The sequence below is a fragment of the Kaistella haifensis DSM 19056 genome, assembly GCF_000735695.2.
GTDB classification, from domain to species: Bacteria; Bacteroidota; Bacteroidia; order Flavobacteriales; family Weeksellaceae; genus Kaistella; species Kaistella haifensis.
In genome coordinates this window covers 24,664-39,467 of sequence record NZ_JASZ02000027.1, presented here as the reverse complement: position 1 = coordinate 39,467, position 14,804 = coordinate 24,664, and the positions used below count along the sequence as shown (strand labels likewise).

At 39.1% G+C, this 14,804-nt stretch carries 15 protein-coding genes and 1 pseudogene; all 16 read right to left on the bottom strand.

All coding sequences use genetic code 11. The features are described from left to right. Positions 1–147 (bottom strand): annotated as a pseudogene (locus tag AP75_RS14930) (IS982 family transposase); the annotation flags it as partial. Positions 148–240: 93 nt separating this feature from the next. Then, complete coding sequence (locus tag AP75_RS11130; protein WP_051872726.1) at positions 241–753, bottom strand: DUF4429 domain-containing protein; 513 nt, start codon at positions 751–753, stop codon at positions 241–243. Positions 754–1,068: 315 nt separating this feature from the next. After that, entirely contained in the window at positions 1,069–1,515 is a 447-nt protein-coding gene (locus AP75_RS11120) for a hypothetical protein (protein ID WP_031504420.1), read from the bottom strand. 189 nt (positions 1,516–1,704) lie between these two features. After that, complete coding sequence (locus AP75_RS11115; RefSeq protein ID WP_051872725.1) at positions 1,705–2,130, bottom strand: DUF779 domain-containing protein; 426 nt, start codon at positions 2,128–2,130, stop codon at positions 1,705–1,707. 82 nt (positions 2,131–2,212) lie between these two features. Then, the gene (locus AP75_RS11110; protein WP_088264718.1) at positions 2,213–3,721 is read right to left on the bottom strand and encodes an aldehyde dehydrogenase family protein; all 1,509 of its coding nucleotides are present in this window, start codon (positions 3,719–3,721) and stop codon (positions 2,213–2,215) included. Positions 3,722–3,906: 185 nt separating this feature from the next. Continuing rightward, positions 3,907–4,383: a hypothetical protein gene (locus AP75_RS11105; protein WP_034767683.1), complete on the bottom strand. Its 477-nt coding sequence runs from the start codon at positions 4,381–4,383 to the stop codon at positions 3,907–3,909. 9 nt (positions 4,384–4,392) lie between these two features. After that, positions 4,393–4,764, bottom strand: a complete 372-nt coding sequence (locus AP75_RS11100; protein ID WP_088264716.1) for a hypothetical protein — start codon at positions 4,762–4,764, stop codon at positions 4,393–4,395. A gap of 42 nt (positions 4,765–4,806) precedes the next feature. Further along, positions 4,807–5,931, bottom strand: a complete 1,125-nt coding sequence (locus AP75_RS11095; RefSeq protein ID WP_031504414.1) for an ABC transporter permease — start codon at positions 5,929–5,931, stop codon at positions 4,807–4,809. Between the two features lie 9 nt (positions 5,932–5,940). Beyond that, on the bottom strand, positions 5,941–7,041 hold the full coding sequence (locus tag AP75_RS11090) for an ABC transporter permease (RefSeq protein WP_031504412.1): 1,101 nt from the start codon (positions 7,039–7,041) through the stop codon (positions 5,941–5,943). Positions 7,042–7,054: 13 nt separating this feature from the next. Next, on the bottom strand, positions 7,055–7,807 hold the full coding sequence (locus AP75_RS11085; RefSeq protein ID WP_088264722.1) for an ABC transporter ATP-binding protein: 753 nt from the start codon (positions 7,805–7,807) through the stop codon (positions 7,055–7,057). Positions 7,808–7,852: 45 nt separating this feature from the next. Next, the gene (locus tag AP75_RS11080; protein ID WP_088264714.1) at positions 7,853–8,779 is read right to left on the bottom strand and encodes an ABC transporter ATP-binding protein; all 927 of its coding nucleotides are present in this window, start codon (positions 8,777–8,779) and stop codon (positions 7,853–7,855) included. A 33-nt stretch (positions 8,780–8,812) separates the two neighbouring features. Further along, a complete protein-coding gene (locus AP75_RS11075; protein WP_031504408.1) occupies positions 8,813–9,784 on the bottom strand; it encodes an HlyD family secretion protein in 972 nt (323 codons plus the stop codon). Positions 9,785–9,823: 39 nt separating this feature from the next. Beyond that, positions 9,824–11,083: a TolC family protein gene (locus AP75_RS11070; protein WP_088264712.1), complete on the bottom strand. Its 1,260-nt coding sequence runs from the start codon at positions 11,081–11,083 to the stop codon at positions 9,824–9,826. Positions 11,084–11,109: 26 nt separating this feature from the next. Further along, positions 11,110–11,709, bottom strand: coding sequence for a TetR/AcrR family transcriptional regulator (locus tag AP75_RS11065; RefSeq protein ID WP_031504406.1), 600 nt, complete (start codon positions 11,707–11,709; stop codon positions 11,110–11,112). 123 nt (positions 11,710–11,832) lie between these two features. Continuing rightward, positions 11,833–13,221 (bottom strand): NADH-quinone oxidoreductase subunit N, encoded by a 1,389-nt coding sequence (locus AP75_RS11060; RefSeq protein ID WP_088264710.1) that lies wholly within the window; start codon positions 13,219–13,221, stop codon positions 11,833–11,835. 86 nt (positions 13,222–13,307) lie between these two features. Beyond that, on the bottom strand, positions 13,308–14,801 hold the full coding sequence (locus AP75_RS11055; RefSeq protein ID WP_031504404.1) for a complex I subunit 4 family protein: 1,494 nt from the start codon (positions 14,799–14,801) through the stop codon (positions 13,308–13,310). Positions 14,802–14,804: the final 3 nt, after the last annotated feature.

Here is a 14,804-nt window from a genome sequence, read left to right as displayed (position 1 = left end):
TGATAAATATTCTGCAGAAATATTTATGGCAATAAGTTCTAAATCACTCAATTTTGGTTTAATAGGTTTAAAATAAAAATTTTCATTTAAGGTTAATTTTCTTAATTCATTTAAAATAAAATCGTAAATTGCATCTAGGTTATTCATAGTGTATTCGATTGGTAGTCAATACAATATACGATTTTTTTTCGTATTATGAACAACCTTTTATAATGCACTACGAGTTATTTTAAGTTGTTTTTATATTCCTAGGATTTGTCTCTTCTTTAATTCAAATTCATCATTTGTCAAAATACCTTTATCTCGTAACTCTGCAAGTTTTTCTAAATCAGCAAAATCATTGTTTGATTGCGGATTATAATTTGAAGATAAATTGTTAATCTCGTTCCTTCTTTGATTAATCACATCTCTCAAATAAGCAAATTGTTTTAGGTTCTTTTTAGTAAATACAATACTGTTTTCATCTTTTGTTGCGTCAAGAACTCCACCTTTACTTTCGCTACTTCCTGAAAACGCAAATTGTATAAAACCATTAGTTAACATTCCTGGTTCTTTAAATTGAATTGAAGTTATACTTGAAATTAATATTTCTTTATTTCCACGAAGACCAAGAAGTTTAGCGTTTAGTCCTTTTCTAATTAATTCAACCGTCGTGTCATTGACTTTTAAAGAACCATTTGTTCCTTCAGCAAAAAGTTCATTACTATTATTTGAATTGTTGGGAGAATTTTCGTTTGTAAAAAATGTCGCCATATGTTTGTATTACGGGGTTTTCCAAAAAGTTTAACAAAGGAAAAAGTATCGGCGAAGTGTGACCTTATTTTAAGCGAAAGTTCAAGTTCAGACCATTCGTACCCAATAATTTCCAATGGAACTAAGTTACCTAAAAAATCACTAAAATGGCAAAAAAAAAAGAGACTTTTCTCGAAGTCTCTTCAATCTTTTAAAAATTTTGTACGATAAAGCATTATTGTGCAAAAAGCTCCCGAAGGTTCTTTTTAACAGGTAATTTATTGTCGGCTGTTAGAGCGAAACGAAAGTCTGGTTAATATATGCAGTTGCTTTCAACTATCTAAAATGCAATTTAAATTTATGACTACTTTTTAGAGATGAATTTGTAAATAATAAGATGAAAAAAGGAATAACTAGCGGATACATAAATTCAATTTGCCTGTTATACAGCAAATATGTAATAACAAAAGCATAAACCAATAAAAATCCTATGATAACTCCATTCATTATTTTAGGTAATTCTGAGTGTTGATTTGTCCATAAGAAATTTTCATTAATATCAATAGGTAAAATAATTTTTCGCGAACTCAAATTAAAATTTTGCTCTTTCTCATAATCTTGTCCTTTCACAAGAATTTTATGATTTCCAAGCGTTGTTACAATATCCAATTTTGGATTTTTATAATCAACATTACCGACGAAAGTATCGTCTATAAAAATTTCGTATATATTATTCTTAAAAGAAGATTTTTGATTGAGCTTTAATTTTATTTTTCCTTTCATCTTATTCAGTAATTTTATGCAATATAATGAAAATTTTCATTCATGACGTTGTTTTAATAGCACTCAATATGACTTTCCGGGATTGCCGAAGGCGGATCAATTGAAGAGAAAATTTACCATTTAGAAACGAGAATAGCCCAAAAATATTTAAATGAGTTAAATGAAGAAAAAACAAATATTATTTAGTCTTTAAGACCGAGCCACACTCTGCTTTTCTTTCTCCAAAATCATGTACTGATGATATATAAGTGGTTCTTCGAGATTTTCGATTTCTTCTTTGGATAAAACCCGATAATTGATTTTAAAGGTTTTTTTCTTTGCTGTCTCCAGTGAAAATCCGCCAGCACCGAAACCATCGGTAACATCGAGTTCAAAATGGTTGTATTTCCAGTATTCATATAAATCGTGATCCACCCAAAAATAAAAACCTAGAACAGTACCGATGCACACATCTTTTGTGCGCGGATAATAATGTCCTTTGCGAAAACATTGTGGCTGGGTTCCTTCGCAGCAGCCACCGGCTTGATAAAACATCAAATCTCCAAATTCTTCGGAGAGTTCCTTGATCAGTTCCAAAGCTTTTGGGGTTGCGGAAAGTCGCTGTGTATTGTTCATTAATAGTAATTTTTAGGGTGAATAATTTTTCATTTAAAAGAAAAAAAAGGCGGATTTTTTTGAGAAATCCACCTTTGTTCATTTAGAAGAATCCTAATTTTTCTTTGCTGTAAGAAATTAGCATATTCTTGGTTTGGCGGTAATGATCGAGCATCATCTTGTGATTTTCTCTACCAATTCCCGACAGTTTGTAACCTCCGAAAGGTGCACCTGCAGGATAAGAATGGTATTGATTTACCCAAACTCTTCCTGACTGGATTGCTCTTGGAACTTGGTACAATTGGTGAGCATCTCTGGTCCAAACTCCGGCTCCTAAACCATAAATGGTATCGTTTGCGATCGCGATTGCATCTGCTTCATCCTTAAAAGTGGTTACCGCAAGTACGGGTCCGAAGATTTCTTCCTGGAAAACTCTCATTTTATTGTGACCTTTCAATAGGGTTGGCTGGATGTAGTAGCCGTTTTTCAATTCGCCTTCCAATACATTAGCGTCGCCACCTGTCAGCACTTCGCAACCTTCTTCTTTACCAAGGTTGATGTAGCTAAGGATTTTGTCGTACTGGATTTTCGAAGCTTGCGCACCGATCATTGTAGAAGTATCGAGAGGATTTCCTGCTTTAATGGCTTTAACACGTTCTACGACTCTTTCGATGAATTTGTCAGCAATACTTTCCTGTACCAGTAATCGGGATGGACAAGTACAGATTTCACCTTGGTTTAAGGCAAATAATACCGCTCCTTCCAACGCTTTGTCGAAGAAGGCATCGTCTTCATCCATCACGGATTCGAAGAAAACGTTTGGCGATTTACCTCCCAATTCTAAAGTTACCGGAATGATGTTTTCAGTAGCATATTGCATCACCAGTCTTCCTGTTGCAGTAGAACCCGTGAATGCTGCTTTTGCCACTTTTTTGTTGGTAACTAAGGCATGACCTAATTCTCCTCCAAAACCATTTACAATATTAACGACTCCCGGTGGAAGCAAATCGCCGATGATTTCCATCAATACCAAAATTGAGATTGGCGTACTTTCAGCCGGTTTCAGTACCACGCAGTTTCCTGCTGCCAAAGCTGGTGCAATTTTCCATACAGCCATCAGAATCGGGAAATTCCAAGGAATAATTTGAGCAATCACTCCTAAAGGTTCATTCACAATTAAGGAAACCGTATTGCTGTCTAATTCCATTAAAGAACCTTCTTCCGCTCGAATTACCCCGGCGAAATATCTGAAATGGTCTATCGCCAAAGGAATATCGGCATTCAGGGTTTCGCGAACTGGTTTTCCATTGTCCATGGTTTCTACCACTGCAATTTTTTCCAGGTTGGCTTCCATGCGATCCGCAATTTTGTTGAGGATATTGCTTCTTTCGGTTACGGAAGTTTTTCCCCAAGTTACGAAAGCCGCTTCCGCAGCATTTACTGCCATTTCCAGATCTTGTTCGTTGGAGTGTGCCACTTGGCCCATCACTGTTCCATCCAACGGGGTAATTACATCAAAATATTTTCCACTTGCCGGTGGAGTCCATTGTCCGTTAATGTAGTTGTCGTACTTTTCTTTCAGTTGTACTCTGTCGTAAACTTTTGAACTCATTGTAATATTGTTTAATTATTGTTTTTAAAATTAACAATTTTCTTGCGGATGAAAAAGCCAAAATATGTTAATTGATGTGATATTGATAATTGGCGTCGATAGAAAATTTCAATCGAAAATATTACTAAAGAAAAACCTCCAGAAAAAAATTCTGAAGGTTGATGAATGAGGTTAATTTTAAATTATTATTCGAAATACTGGTGGTAAGATTCCATAGAATGCTCCAGTGATTCTGCACTTTTTTCAGCTTCCTTTTGTGTGGCCGCTGTGGCAAGCAGATTAATTTTTTTCATGTGATCGGTAAGCCAAACGTGAAGCACATCGTGAGATTTGCCGGTCATGGTGCAGCTTTTAATCAGCTGGTCATTGGCTGTTGAAAGGTCTGCTGCGAGTTTTTTGTAATCTCCGGTTTCATCGTCGTACGCATCAATGAGATGTTCCTGTTTTTGGATGTACGGCAGCATTTCGGTGTTGGTTTTCCATTTTTTGCCATTGTTGAGTTCCAAATTTGCACTGGCGTCGGCATGATCGTCATGGGTAGATTCTGCTTCAGTTTCAGCTACAACATTTTCGGTATGATTCGGATGATCCTGATTTTCGGTAGTTTCCTGTTTCTTTTCACAGGAAATTACGATGGCCAGCCCTAAAAGTGCTGAAAGCAATGTTTTTTTTCATTTTTTAAAAATTTTTATGGTTGTAAAAAGGAATAAAGCAGTAATACCGACCCGAAATGCCATGGCGCCCACTGTTTTTGTTTCGTACAAACCGCCGTTACTGATGTGGATAAAGAGATAGAGATATGCTGCAATCAAAATGAAGAGTGCAGTAATCAATGGAATTTTTGCCCGAAGGCTGCTTTTAAAGACTGCATAAGCAGCAACCAGATAAAGAAATCCGCACAGCCAGTTCGCCCAGACCACGGCAGGAACAAAATTCCCTTCTTTTTCGCGGATGCCCAGCCAGTCGAATAAAACCGCGCTGCGCATAAAAAGAGTAACGAGACCGAAAAGAAACAGAAAAATAAGTAACAGGGTACGTTTCATGGCTTTCTAAAGTTAGTAATTATATTTCAGGTTATAGGATTTTTAATTCGTTTTCCGGTAACGCAGAACCGTCCATGTGATGACCACGATTCCTAAGGAAACAATAAAGGCAAAATGAGGCAGCAAATCAGTGAAGCCGCTGTTTTTAAGCATAATCAGCCGGATGCCGTCAACACCATAAGTCACAGGATTGAGGTACGCGATGTATTTTGCCCAGTCGGTCATGCTTTCAACCGGCGTGAAAAGTCCGCTCATCAGTACGAATATCATCATGAAAAAGAACACCACAAACATCGCCTGCTGCTGAGTTTCGCTGTAAACAGAAACCAGAAGCCCCATGCCAAGAATGGTGATAAGATAAACCGATACAAAAGCGTAGAGTAGAAGTAGACTTCCTTCAATCCTTATGTTGTAAACAAAAACCGTAACCAATAGTCCCAGACTGAACGCAACCATGGCCAGAATCCAGAACGGGAAAAGTTTGCCGATAATGAAATCGACTTTTCGGATCGGGGAGACATTAATCTGCTCAATGGTGCCGGTTTCTTTTTCGGCTACGATGTTCAGCGCGGTAAGATATCCCCCGATTAAAGTCACAAGGAAGCCCAGAATTCCCGGAACAAGAGCAAGGCGGTAATTATAATGTTCATTAAACCAGAACATCGGTACGGTTTCCAGACCGGAGATTTTGCTCATACTTTCGAGTTCGGGCGACATTTTGAGTTGAATCTGCGAATTGAAATCCTGAAGAATCTGCGCAAGATAACTTGCAGAAAGTCCGGCCTTTGTACCGTTGATTGCATTGATGGCGATCAGCACTTTCTGGCGGTTTTCTTTTACAATGTCTTTTTCAAAATTGTTGGGAATTTCAATGATGAGGTCGGCACGGTCTTTTTCTATTTCCTGATACGCCTGCGTGTAGTTTTCCCCATAAGCGGTCATTTTAAAGTATCCTGAAGCGGTAATTTTTCGTATCAGTTCCCGTGATAAAGATGATTTGTCGTGGTCGGTCACCGCAATTTTTATGTCTTTGATTTCGTAACTCGCCGCCAACGGCAGAACCACCAGCTGTACAACAGGCATCACGAAAATGATGGCCAGAATGGCTCTGTTCCTGAAGATTTGCAGGAACTCTTTTTTAATTAATATACGGAGTGTTCTAAACATATTTTAAAATTATTCCAGCCTTATTTTGAATTTTTTCACCGCGATTATAAACAGAATGGCCATCATTCCGATAAGAACCAATACGTGCTTCCAGATGACTTCCAGGCCGGTGCCTTTAATCATAATGTTTTTTACGATTTCATAATACCATTTGGCCGGAATCACGTTCCCGACGACCTGCAGCGGTAGCGGCATATTTTCTACCGGAAACATAAAACCGCTGAGCATAAGCGTGGGTAGCATGGTGCCGATCAGCGAGATGAGCATCGCGGTTTGCTGTGTCTGGGTGAGAATGGAGATGACGATCCCCAGCAAAAGATTGGTGATGATAAAAATAATGCTGATTCCGAAAAGTAGAAACAGATTTCCTTTTATGGGTAAATCGAGGACTGTGACGCTTAAAATGAGAATGGAAATGAGTATAATAACCGAAAGGATAAAATAAGGAATCGCTTTCGCCAGAATAATGACATAGGGTTTCATGGGCGAAACCAGCAGCACTTCCAGCGTGCCGGTTTCTTTTTCGCGCACAATCGCAATGGCAGTCATCAGTACACAGATGATGAGCAGGATAAAGGCCATAACGCCGGGTACAAAATTGGGGGCGCCCTGAAGCTGTGGATTATAGAGCATCCGGATTTCGGGCTGTATGCCGGATGTTTGCATTAAAGTTTGCTGGCCATAAAAATCGAGTATAATATTCGACATGAAATTATAGATCTGGTTCGCCAGATTCAGGTCGGTTCCGTCGGTGATGAGTTGAAGCTGAGTTTTTTTCCCACTGATAAGATCTTCAGAAAAACCCGCAGGAATTACCATAATCATTTTAATTCGTCCGCCTTTGAAAGCGTCTTCCGCTTCATGGATGGATTTCAGATCCTGCTCGATATCAAAATAACGGTTGGCGTGGATTTTCGAAACCAGCTCGATGGATGCCTGAGATTTATCCTGATCCAGAACCCCGATCCGTGTGTCTTTCACTTCTGTACTCAGGGCGAAACCAAAAAGCAGAATCTGCACCACAGGCATCCCGAAAAGGATGAGCAGCGTCCTTTTATCACGCAGAACGTGTAAAAATTCTTTCCGGACAAAAGTTAGTAACTGTTTCACTTCATTTAATTAATTATTCCGAACGTTTTGCGCCGCGCGCTAGTTCATAAAATACTTCATCCATTGTTTGGGAGCTGAACTGTTTTTTGAGATTTGAAGGCGTATCGAGCTCTGCAATTTTTCCGTCAACCATAATCGAAACGCGGTCGCAGTATTCCGCTTCATCCATATAATGTGTCGTTACGAAAACCGTTATTCCACGTTCTGAAGCTTCATAAATCAGATTCCAGAACTGTCGTCGCGTTACAGGATCCACACCGCCGGTAGGTTCATCCAGAAAAACAATCTGCGGATCGTGGAAGACAGCGACAGAAAAGGCAAGTTTCTGTTTCCAGCCTAATGGAAGTTCGGAAACCAGTTTGTTTTTTTCTTCTTCTAAATTGAGCTTTTGCAGCAGTTCACTACACTTTGCTTTAAGTTCTTTTCTTGGAATACCGTAGATTCCGCCAAAGAAATTCAGGTTTTCAGCTACAGTCAGATTTCCGTAAAGTGAGAACTTCTGACTCATATATCCGATGTTTTTCTTGATTTTTTCGGTTTCTTTATAAACATCAAAACCTGCCACAGTTGCCGTCCCCGAAGTCGGAACCGAAAGTCCGCAGAACATGCGCATCGCGGTAGTTTTTCCGGCACCGTTTGCGCCCAGAAATCCGAATATTTCTCCTTTTTCCACCTCAAAACTGATATGATCCACCGCTGTGAAATCTCCGAAAACCTTGGTGATGTTTTCAGCTTTAATGGCGATTTGTTTTTCTTTGGAATTCATTCTTTTATATTTCATGATTGAAAGTTCAAATTTCATTTACAACTTTCACCTGTCTGAAAGAAGTCTTATAAAACTGTCTTCGATACTTGCTTTTACAGGTTTTATTTCAGTGTCTGTAAACCCTTCGTTTTTTAAATAGTCTGCTATAGTTGAGATATTGAAATCTTCATTTCGGTCTACCGTCAAATGCACGGATTCTCCATAAGCATATACATTTTTTTTCTGTGTGAAATTCTCCAGTGCGCGCAATACAGCGGAAGTTCTACCTGATTTCACTTCAAAAAGCAAATCGGGGAAACTTTCACTGATCTGCTCCGGAGTGTCAATGGAAAGGATTTTTCCATGCTGAATTAAGGCAATCCGGTCGCAAAGCGCGGCTTCATCCATATAAGGTGTTGCGACTACCATGGTGATGCCCTGTTTTTTCAGACGCTGAAGCATTTCCCAGAATTCTTTCCGCGATACCGGATCCACACCCGTTGTGGGTTCATCCAGGAATAAAACCTTGGGTTTATGAATAAGTGCACAGCAGAGGGCCAGTTTCTGTTTCATTCCACCGGAAAGAGCGCCGGCTTTCCGGTCTTTAAAAGGTTCAATCTGGATATAAATATCTTTGATGAGATGATAGTTTTCATTGATTGTTGTATTGAAAATACTGGCAAAGAAATTCAGGTTTTCTTCCACCGTCAAATCCTGATACAAAGAGAATTTTCCGGGCATATAACCCAGAATCCGGCGTATTTTTTTATAATCCTTCACCATGTCGAGTCCCTCAACTGTAGCGGAGCCGGAATCGGGCAGCAAAACAGTCGTCAGCATTCTGAAAATGGTGGTTTTTCCTGCACCATCTGGACCGATAAGCCCAAAAATTTCTCCCGGATTCACATCAAAACTCACATCATCCACTGCAAGAATCTTTTCATTTTTCTTGCCATAGATCTTTGTAAGGTTATTGACTTTGATGGATTTCATTTCAGCTGATTCTTTTGACTTTTTACCTGGCTCTTAAAATTTTACATCACCGTACATCCCGATTTTCAAGAGGCCGTCGTTCTTCACATGTACTTTTGCGGCGTATACAAGGTTGGCCCGCTCATTTTTGGTCTGAATGGTTTTCGGGGTGAATTCCGCTTTGGGACTGATCCAGTATACCGTTCCGGGAAGTTCTTTTGTTTTTCCTTCACTCATGTCGATGAAAACTTTAACCTGCTGACCTGTTTTTACCTGCGCCAGCTGATCGCCCGTGATAAAGATTTTTAAAATCATCAGCTCCAGATCCGCCATCTTGAAAACAGGTTTTCCGGTCAGCGCAAATTCCCCTTCGTTCATGTATTTTGTGAGCACCATGCCTGAAATGGGACTTTCAATCGAGTTGTTTTTCAGTTGTTCATCCATTTGTTCTACTTTTTTCTGGGTAGGTTTTCTTTCGCTTAAGATGGCGCGGTTCTGAATCGACACATTTTCTTTCGCGGCAGCAATCTGCTGTTGTAAGGTGTTCAGTTGAGTATGCGCTGCAGCAATCTGTTTTTGTATTACTTTGATCTGTCCGTTGGCATCATCCAGCTGCTTTTGGGTGGCCGCATCTCTTGCGACGAGATTGGCGGTTCTGTCACGTTCGCGAACGGCGTTTCGAAGCTGTTCCTGCAGCACGGAAACATTAGCAGACTGAGCTGAGATTTGGGTCTGCAGTACCTGGATTTGTGGAACTGCGGAACCTGTTTTCTGTTCCAAAGCATCTATGCTGGCGATGACCTGTTCTTTCTGAAGTTCTATGGTTTTTGGATCAATTTCGCCTACCTTTTCATGGAATGTGAGTTGCTGACCTTCCTCCACATCAAGTTTCAGAATCGTACCGCTGGCTTTGGCGGTGACCATTATTTCTTCGGCTTCAAAAGTTCCGGAAGCGTCGTAATCTGTTTCTGACTTGGAACATGCCACGACAGTCATCAATATTATGGGCAGGATAAATTTTTTCATTAGGGTAAATTATTACTGTTCACTTTCAACTCGTAACTCTTAATTATTAAGCTGTGCTTTTTGGTTGTATTGTGTTAAGAGAAACTGAATTTCATGGGTCGTTTTCTGAATTCTGGCCTGTTCTTCGGCATTTACTTCCCGCAGATAGTCGCTGGTATTGATAACGCCGTTTTCGAGCTGGGCAAGGCTGGCTTTTTTAATACTTTGTCTTAACACGATGAGTTCTTCATCCTTCTGAATAAGCTTCTGAAGCTTTTCTAATTCTTCATTGTTACGGATGGTGGAAAAATTTTGGTTGAAGAGAAAGTTTTCTTTTTGAATTTCCAGATTCTGTTGCTGGGTATTGAGCAGCACAAGGTCATTTTTTTTAGTATAATATCCTGAAATAGGTATCTGAAGCCGCAGCCCGCTGATATAAAAAACATCGAACTCGTTACGAAGCATATTGAAACCCGGTTTCCCATATCCACCTTGGAAGAATGCTCCCAGTTTGGGCAGATTTTTAGATTGTACGAGAGATTTCTGGGTTTCCAGAAACTGTTGCTGAAGGCTGAAGAGCTTCAGTTCGGTGCGGTTGTTTTCGCTGGTAAGAAGCAGTTTTTCAGGCTTTTCAAAAATTGTATTTTCATTGAAGTCTTTTTTTGTGAACAGAGAAAGAGTTTCAATTAAATTTTTACGAAGTGACTGAACTTCAATCTGACGCTGTTGTAACCCGATGAGCTGTGCTTTCAGGACATCTACCTGGCTTCGGAGAATGGTGCCGAATTGAAGCTGTGCATTGGCTTTTTTCAATCCGTTTTCAAGGTCATTCTTTGTAATTTCTGTTTGCTGCATCTGTTCCTGACTTTGCAGAATTCCAAAATAAATCTGGTTGATTCTTTCTTCCAGTTGATCGAGTTCCACTTCGTTCTTCTGAATCTCTGTTTCCGACTGAATTTTTGCCAGTTTTTTCTGATTAGAAATTATTCCGCCATCATAAACCGTCTGTTGAATATCGGCGTAAACTTTATACTGGTCCTTGCTCAGCGGCTCCACCGAACTGTTGGGAAGCGCAAAGGGCAGTTGGGTCACTTCATTCTGGTAGGTCGCCTGGCCCACAACGTTGATCTGAGGCAGCCATCCTTTAGCGATATTTTCCAGCGTATAGGTTTGGGTTTTTTCGATGAGGCCATTTCTTTTGATAAGCGGATAATGCTCTTTCGCAAGCAGCTGGATTTCTTCCAAAGTAACCGTTTCCTGAGCATTGACCGGAAGACTGAGCAGAAAAGTAAGTAGTAGCAGTAATTTAAATATTTTCATTTCAGAAGGTTTAATTGAAATGGTTTTTAACTGTTAAGCATCATTTTAATCCAGAGTGGAACTAAAGTCTTACGCTCTGCAACAAATTTCTGAAATTCCTCATCGCTCAGGATATTGAAATTTTTAATAATTGGCTTTCCGATAAAAGGAAATGCCGTCATACTCAGAAAATTGACGATAAAGTGAAGCGGATTGAGGTCCGGTTTCTTCTCGCGGATCTGTTTCAGAAGGACCGAAGTTTTCAGAAACTGATCGACCGGAATCAGTGAGGTTATGTTTGAAGGCTTCTTCTGAATTTCACTGAGGACGAAAAGGGGGAGGTTTGGATTTTTAGACAAAATCTCGAAATACTTTTCACTAACAATATCTATTTTTTCTTCAATACTTATTTTTTCGCTGGTAATAATAGGAATGATCTTAGCGAAAAGGAGAACGATTTTTACTTTCATGACCTGCTCAAAAAGTTTCTCCTTACTGCGGAAATAATAATTCAGTAATGCCAGATTAATTCCGGCTTCTTCTGCAATATCCCTTGTCCGTGTTCCCGAGAACCCTTTCTCAGTAAAAACCTTTGAAGCTGAAATAAGGATTTTTTCTTCGGTTGAAATGTCTTTTTTGGAATCCATGACTAAAATTATTTTAGCAAATTTAAGATTAATATTTTGATTTAATCAAATGATTAAAATATTTTTAAACAAAAAAAACGCAGCTCAAAAGAACTGCGTTTTATATTTAACTATGTAAAATTTTTATATTCCAAACTGTCTTGCAAACAAATCCGGGAAGATTCCCAGTGCAACAAGTGCAAAAATGATGAATACTGCAACGATATTGTAAGTTAACGGTACTCTTTCCGAAGTTTTGAAACTGCTTTCTTTCGGGAAAAACATTATCATGATCAATCGTAAATAGTAAGCGATAGAAATTGCTGAGCCCAATACCGCGATCAAAACCATGAAAGTTCCCATTTTCGGATACTGAATGGCTTGTGCAAAGATGGAAAATTTTCCCATGAAACCTGCAGTAAGTGGTATTCCCGCCATAGATAACATAGAAACAGCGGCCGCAACTGCCATAATCGGTTCCGACTGAGCAAGACCTTTGAACGCGTTGTACGAGGTTTCACGTTTAAGTTTTTCTACCCAGATCAAACAAGACATTACCCCAATTGTTGCGATAGAATAGGCGAAAAGGTAAAATGCAAGGTTGTATGCTGAAAGATTATTTAAACCAAAGAAAATTAATCCCAGATATCCAACGTGAGATACGGAAGAATAAGCCAACATTCTTTTGGCATTGCTCTGTGCAAGTCCCATCGTATTCGCAAGGAACAAAGTGATGATGATTAAAACCCCGATGATATTGATCCACTCACCGATAATTCCTGCAAAACCAATTGTCATTACTCTAAACAAAGAGAAGAACGCTGAAATTTTTACCACCGACATCATGAAAGCAGTAATCAAAGAAGGTGAACCTTGATAAACATCCGGACTCCACATGTGGAAAGGTGCCATAGAAACTTTAAATGATAACGCAGCCAACATCAATACTGCTCCTGCAACAAACATCAAGTCTTTCGGATTGGCGATTGAGTATTGGTGAACCGTGTAAAGATCAAAACTTCCTGCAGTTCCATAGATTAGGGCAATTCCAAATAAAAGGAAACCGGTGGCAAATGCACCCATCAAGAAGTATTTGATAGAAGCTTCGTTGGAACGAAGGTTAGTCTTATTGCTACCTGCCAAAACATACAACGGAATGGAAAGAATCTCAATTCCGAGGAATAAAGTCACCAAATTTTGGAATCCAAACAAGATAATTCCTCCGGACAGCGAGAATAAAATCAACGCGTACAATTCGGATTGATGACTTCTGTGATTGTTGAATGCAAAACTTCCCAAAAAGAAAATCAACAAGGTTACCAGGATAGAAATTTTGGTAAACAGCGCCGCGTTCGGACCAAATTCGAACATGGCTTTGTATTGACTAAAGAAAGAACATTCCGGCAGAAAGCTTACATATAACGCGATGAGAAGCCCTAAAATACCGATATATCGTGAAAATTTTCCTTTTTCGAAAACTCCTGCAAACAATGCGGCAACTGCAGTTAGGAATATAATGATTAAAACGCTCATTTAATTTAGATTTGAGATTTTAGAGTTCAGATTTCAGATTTTTGTCTGCGATCTTTGTCTTTTATTTCTTAATTATTTTATTTTTTCTAATTCATCATTGAAGTAAAAATAAACTTCAGCGAACTGTTCACCATTTCAATTAGCGGCTGAGGGAAAACTCCTAGTAGAATTACAAAAACTGCTAAACTCGCCAATACTGAAAATTCCACTGTCGAAAGGTCTTTTGCTGAAGCCAAGATCGCTTCATCTCCTTCACCAAACATGGCTTTTCCGTAAAATCTAAGAAGATATACCGCCGAGAAAATTATCGTAAGTCCCGCAAATATCGCTGCAAGTCCACTATAATCGAATACCGATTTCAACAAAATGAATTCTCCAATGAAGCCATTTGTTAAAGGTAAACCAACTGAGCCCAACAAAATAAGCAGAAACAAAACAGCAAATTTCGGAGCTACTTTTGCTAAACCACCCATTTGTCGAATATCTCTGGATTTGAATCTTTTATAAAGAATATCAGCACAATAAAACAATCCTACCACGTTGATCCCGTGAGCGAAAGTTTGTACCATGGCGCCTTCTGCGCCTTCGATTACTAAAGTTCCTTTTACCGTTAAAATTGCTGATGCCATAATTCCGGCAACCATCAATCCAACGTGGGATAGGGAAGAATAAGCGATAATTCTTTTCGAGTCGTTCTGGATAATGGCAATTAAAGCTCCGTGTACAATTCCGATGATTGCAAGCACCAAAACGATTTGCCCTGAAATTCCAAGAATAGGTTCGGGAGTGATTGGTAGTAAATATCTTAAAAGTCCGTAAACCGCCATCTTCAGCATAATTCCCGAAAGAAGCATGGAACCTTGGGTTGGCGAATAGGTATAAGTATCTGGTTGCCAAGAATGGAAAGGGAAAACCGGTAATTTAACTGCAAATGCAAAGAAGATGAACCAGAAAATCACCGTTTGTTCCGATGGATTCAGGTTTGCGTTATACAAATCCGTAAGTGCAAATGATGCCGATTGGGTATAAACGTAAATCAATCCCATCAACATAAATAAAGATCCAACAAATGTATATACGAAGAACTTTGTCGTGAATGCGATTTTCTTGTTTTCTTGTCCCCAAATTCCAGCGATAAACCAGATTGGAATAAGGGTAACTTCCCAGAAAATGTAGAATAACAAACCATCCAAAGCAGTGAAAACTCCAACCAAACCGAATTGCATCAAGAGAATTAATCCGTAGAAAGTGTTTCTATATCCCGGTTTTTCGTTAAAGGATGATAGGATGATGAGTGGCGTTAAAATATTGGTTAATAATACCAGCAACATACTCATTCCATCAATCCCGAAATGCAAATTACTCTTGATAAATTGTGACCAAGGATAATTGATTTCATACTGAAGAACTCCGTCAACAGTTGGTTTGAAATCGAAATTCGATAGCATATAGAAGGTAAGGAACATTTGTACAAATGCAATTCCCAATGCTAAAAACTTACTTGCGGGATTTTTCCACGCGAACACCAATGCAGAACCTACGAGAGGTAATAGTAATAATGTTAATAATAGATACGACATTTA

What these genes read in the sequence shown, in the direction of transcription:
- AP75_RS11075 (WP_031504408.1), bottom strand. Translation starts at nt 9,784, where the DNA reads ATGAAAAAATTTATCCTGCCCATAATATTGATGACTGTCGTGGCATGT.
- AP75_RS11065 (WP_031504406.1), bottom strand. Translation starts at nt 11,709, where the DNA reads ATGGATTCCAAAAAAGACATTTCAACCGAAGAAAAAATCCTTATTTCA.
- AP75_RS11110 (WP_088264718.1), bottom strand. Translation starts at nt 3,721, where the DNA reads ATGAGTTCAAAAGTTTACGACAGAGTACAACTGAAAGAAAAGTACGAC.
- AP75_RS11055 (WP_031504404.1), bottom strand. Translation starts at nt 14,801, where the DNA reads ATGTCGTATCTATTATTAACATTATTACTATTACCTCTCGTAGGTTCT.
- AP75_RS11070 (WP_088264712.1), bottom strand. Translation starts at nt 11,083, where the DNA reads ATGAAAATATTTAAATTACTGCTACTACTTACTTTTCTGCTCAGTCTT.
- AP75_RS11115 (WP_051872725.1), bottom strand. Translation starts at nt 2,130, where the DNA reads ATGAACAATACACAGCGACTTTCCGCAACCCCAAAAGCTTTGGAACTG.
- AP75_RS11060 (WP_088264710.1), bottom strand. Translation starts at nt 13,221, where the DNA reads ATGAGCGTTTTAATCATTATATTCCTAACTGCAGTTGCCGCATTGTTT.
- AP75_RS11080 (WP_088264714.1), bottom strand. Translation starts at nt 8,779, where the DNA reads ATGAAATCCATCAAAGTCAATAACCTTACAAAGATCTATGGCAAGAAA.
- AP75_RS11130 (WP_051872726.1), bottom strand. Translation starts at nt 753, where the DNA reads ATGGCGACATTTTTTACAAACGAAAATTCTCCCAACAATTCAAATAAT.
- AP75_RS11100 (WP_088264716.1), bottom strand. Translation starts at nt 4,764, where the DNA reads ATGAAACGTACCCTGTTACTTATTTTTCTGTTTCTTTTCGGTCTCGTT.
- AP75_RS11095 (WP_031504414.1), bottom strand. Translation starts at nt 5,931, where the DNA reads ATGTTTAGAACACTCCGTATATTAATTAAAAAAGAGTTCCTGCAAATC.
- AP75_RS11085 (WP_088264722.1), bottom strand. Translation starts at nt 7,807, where the DNA reads ATGAATTCCAAAGAAAAACAAATCGCCATTAAAGCTGAAAACATCACC.
- AP75_RS11120 (WP_031504420.1), bottom strand. Translation starts at nt 1,515, where the DNA reads ATGAAAGGAAAAATAAAATTAAAGCTCAATCAAAAATCTTCTTTTAAG.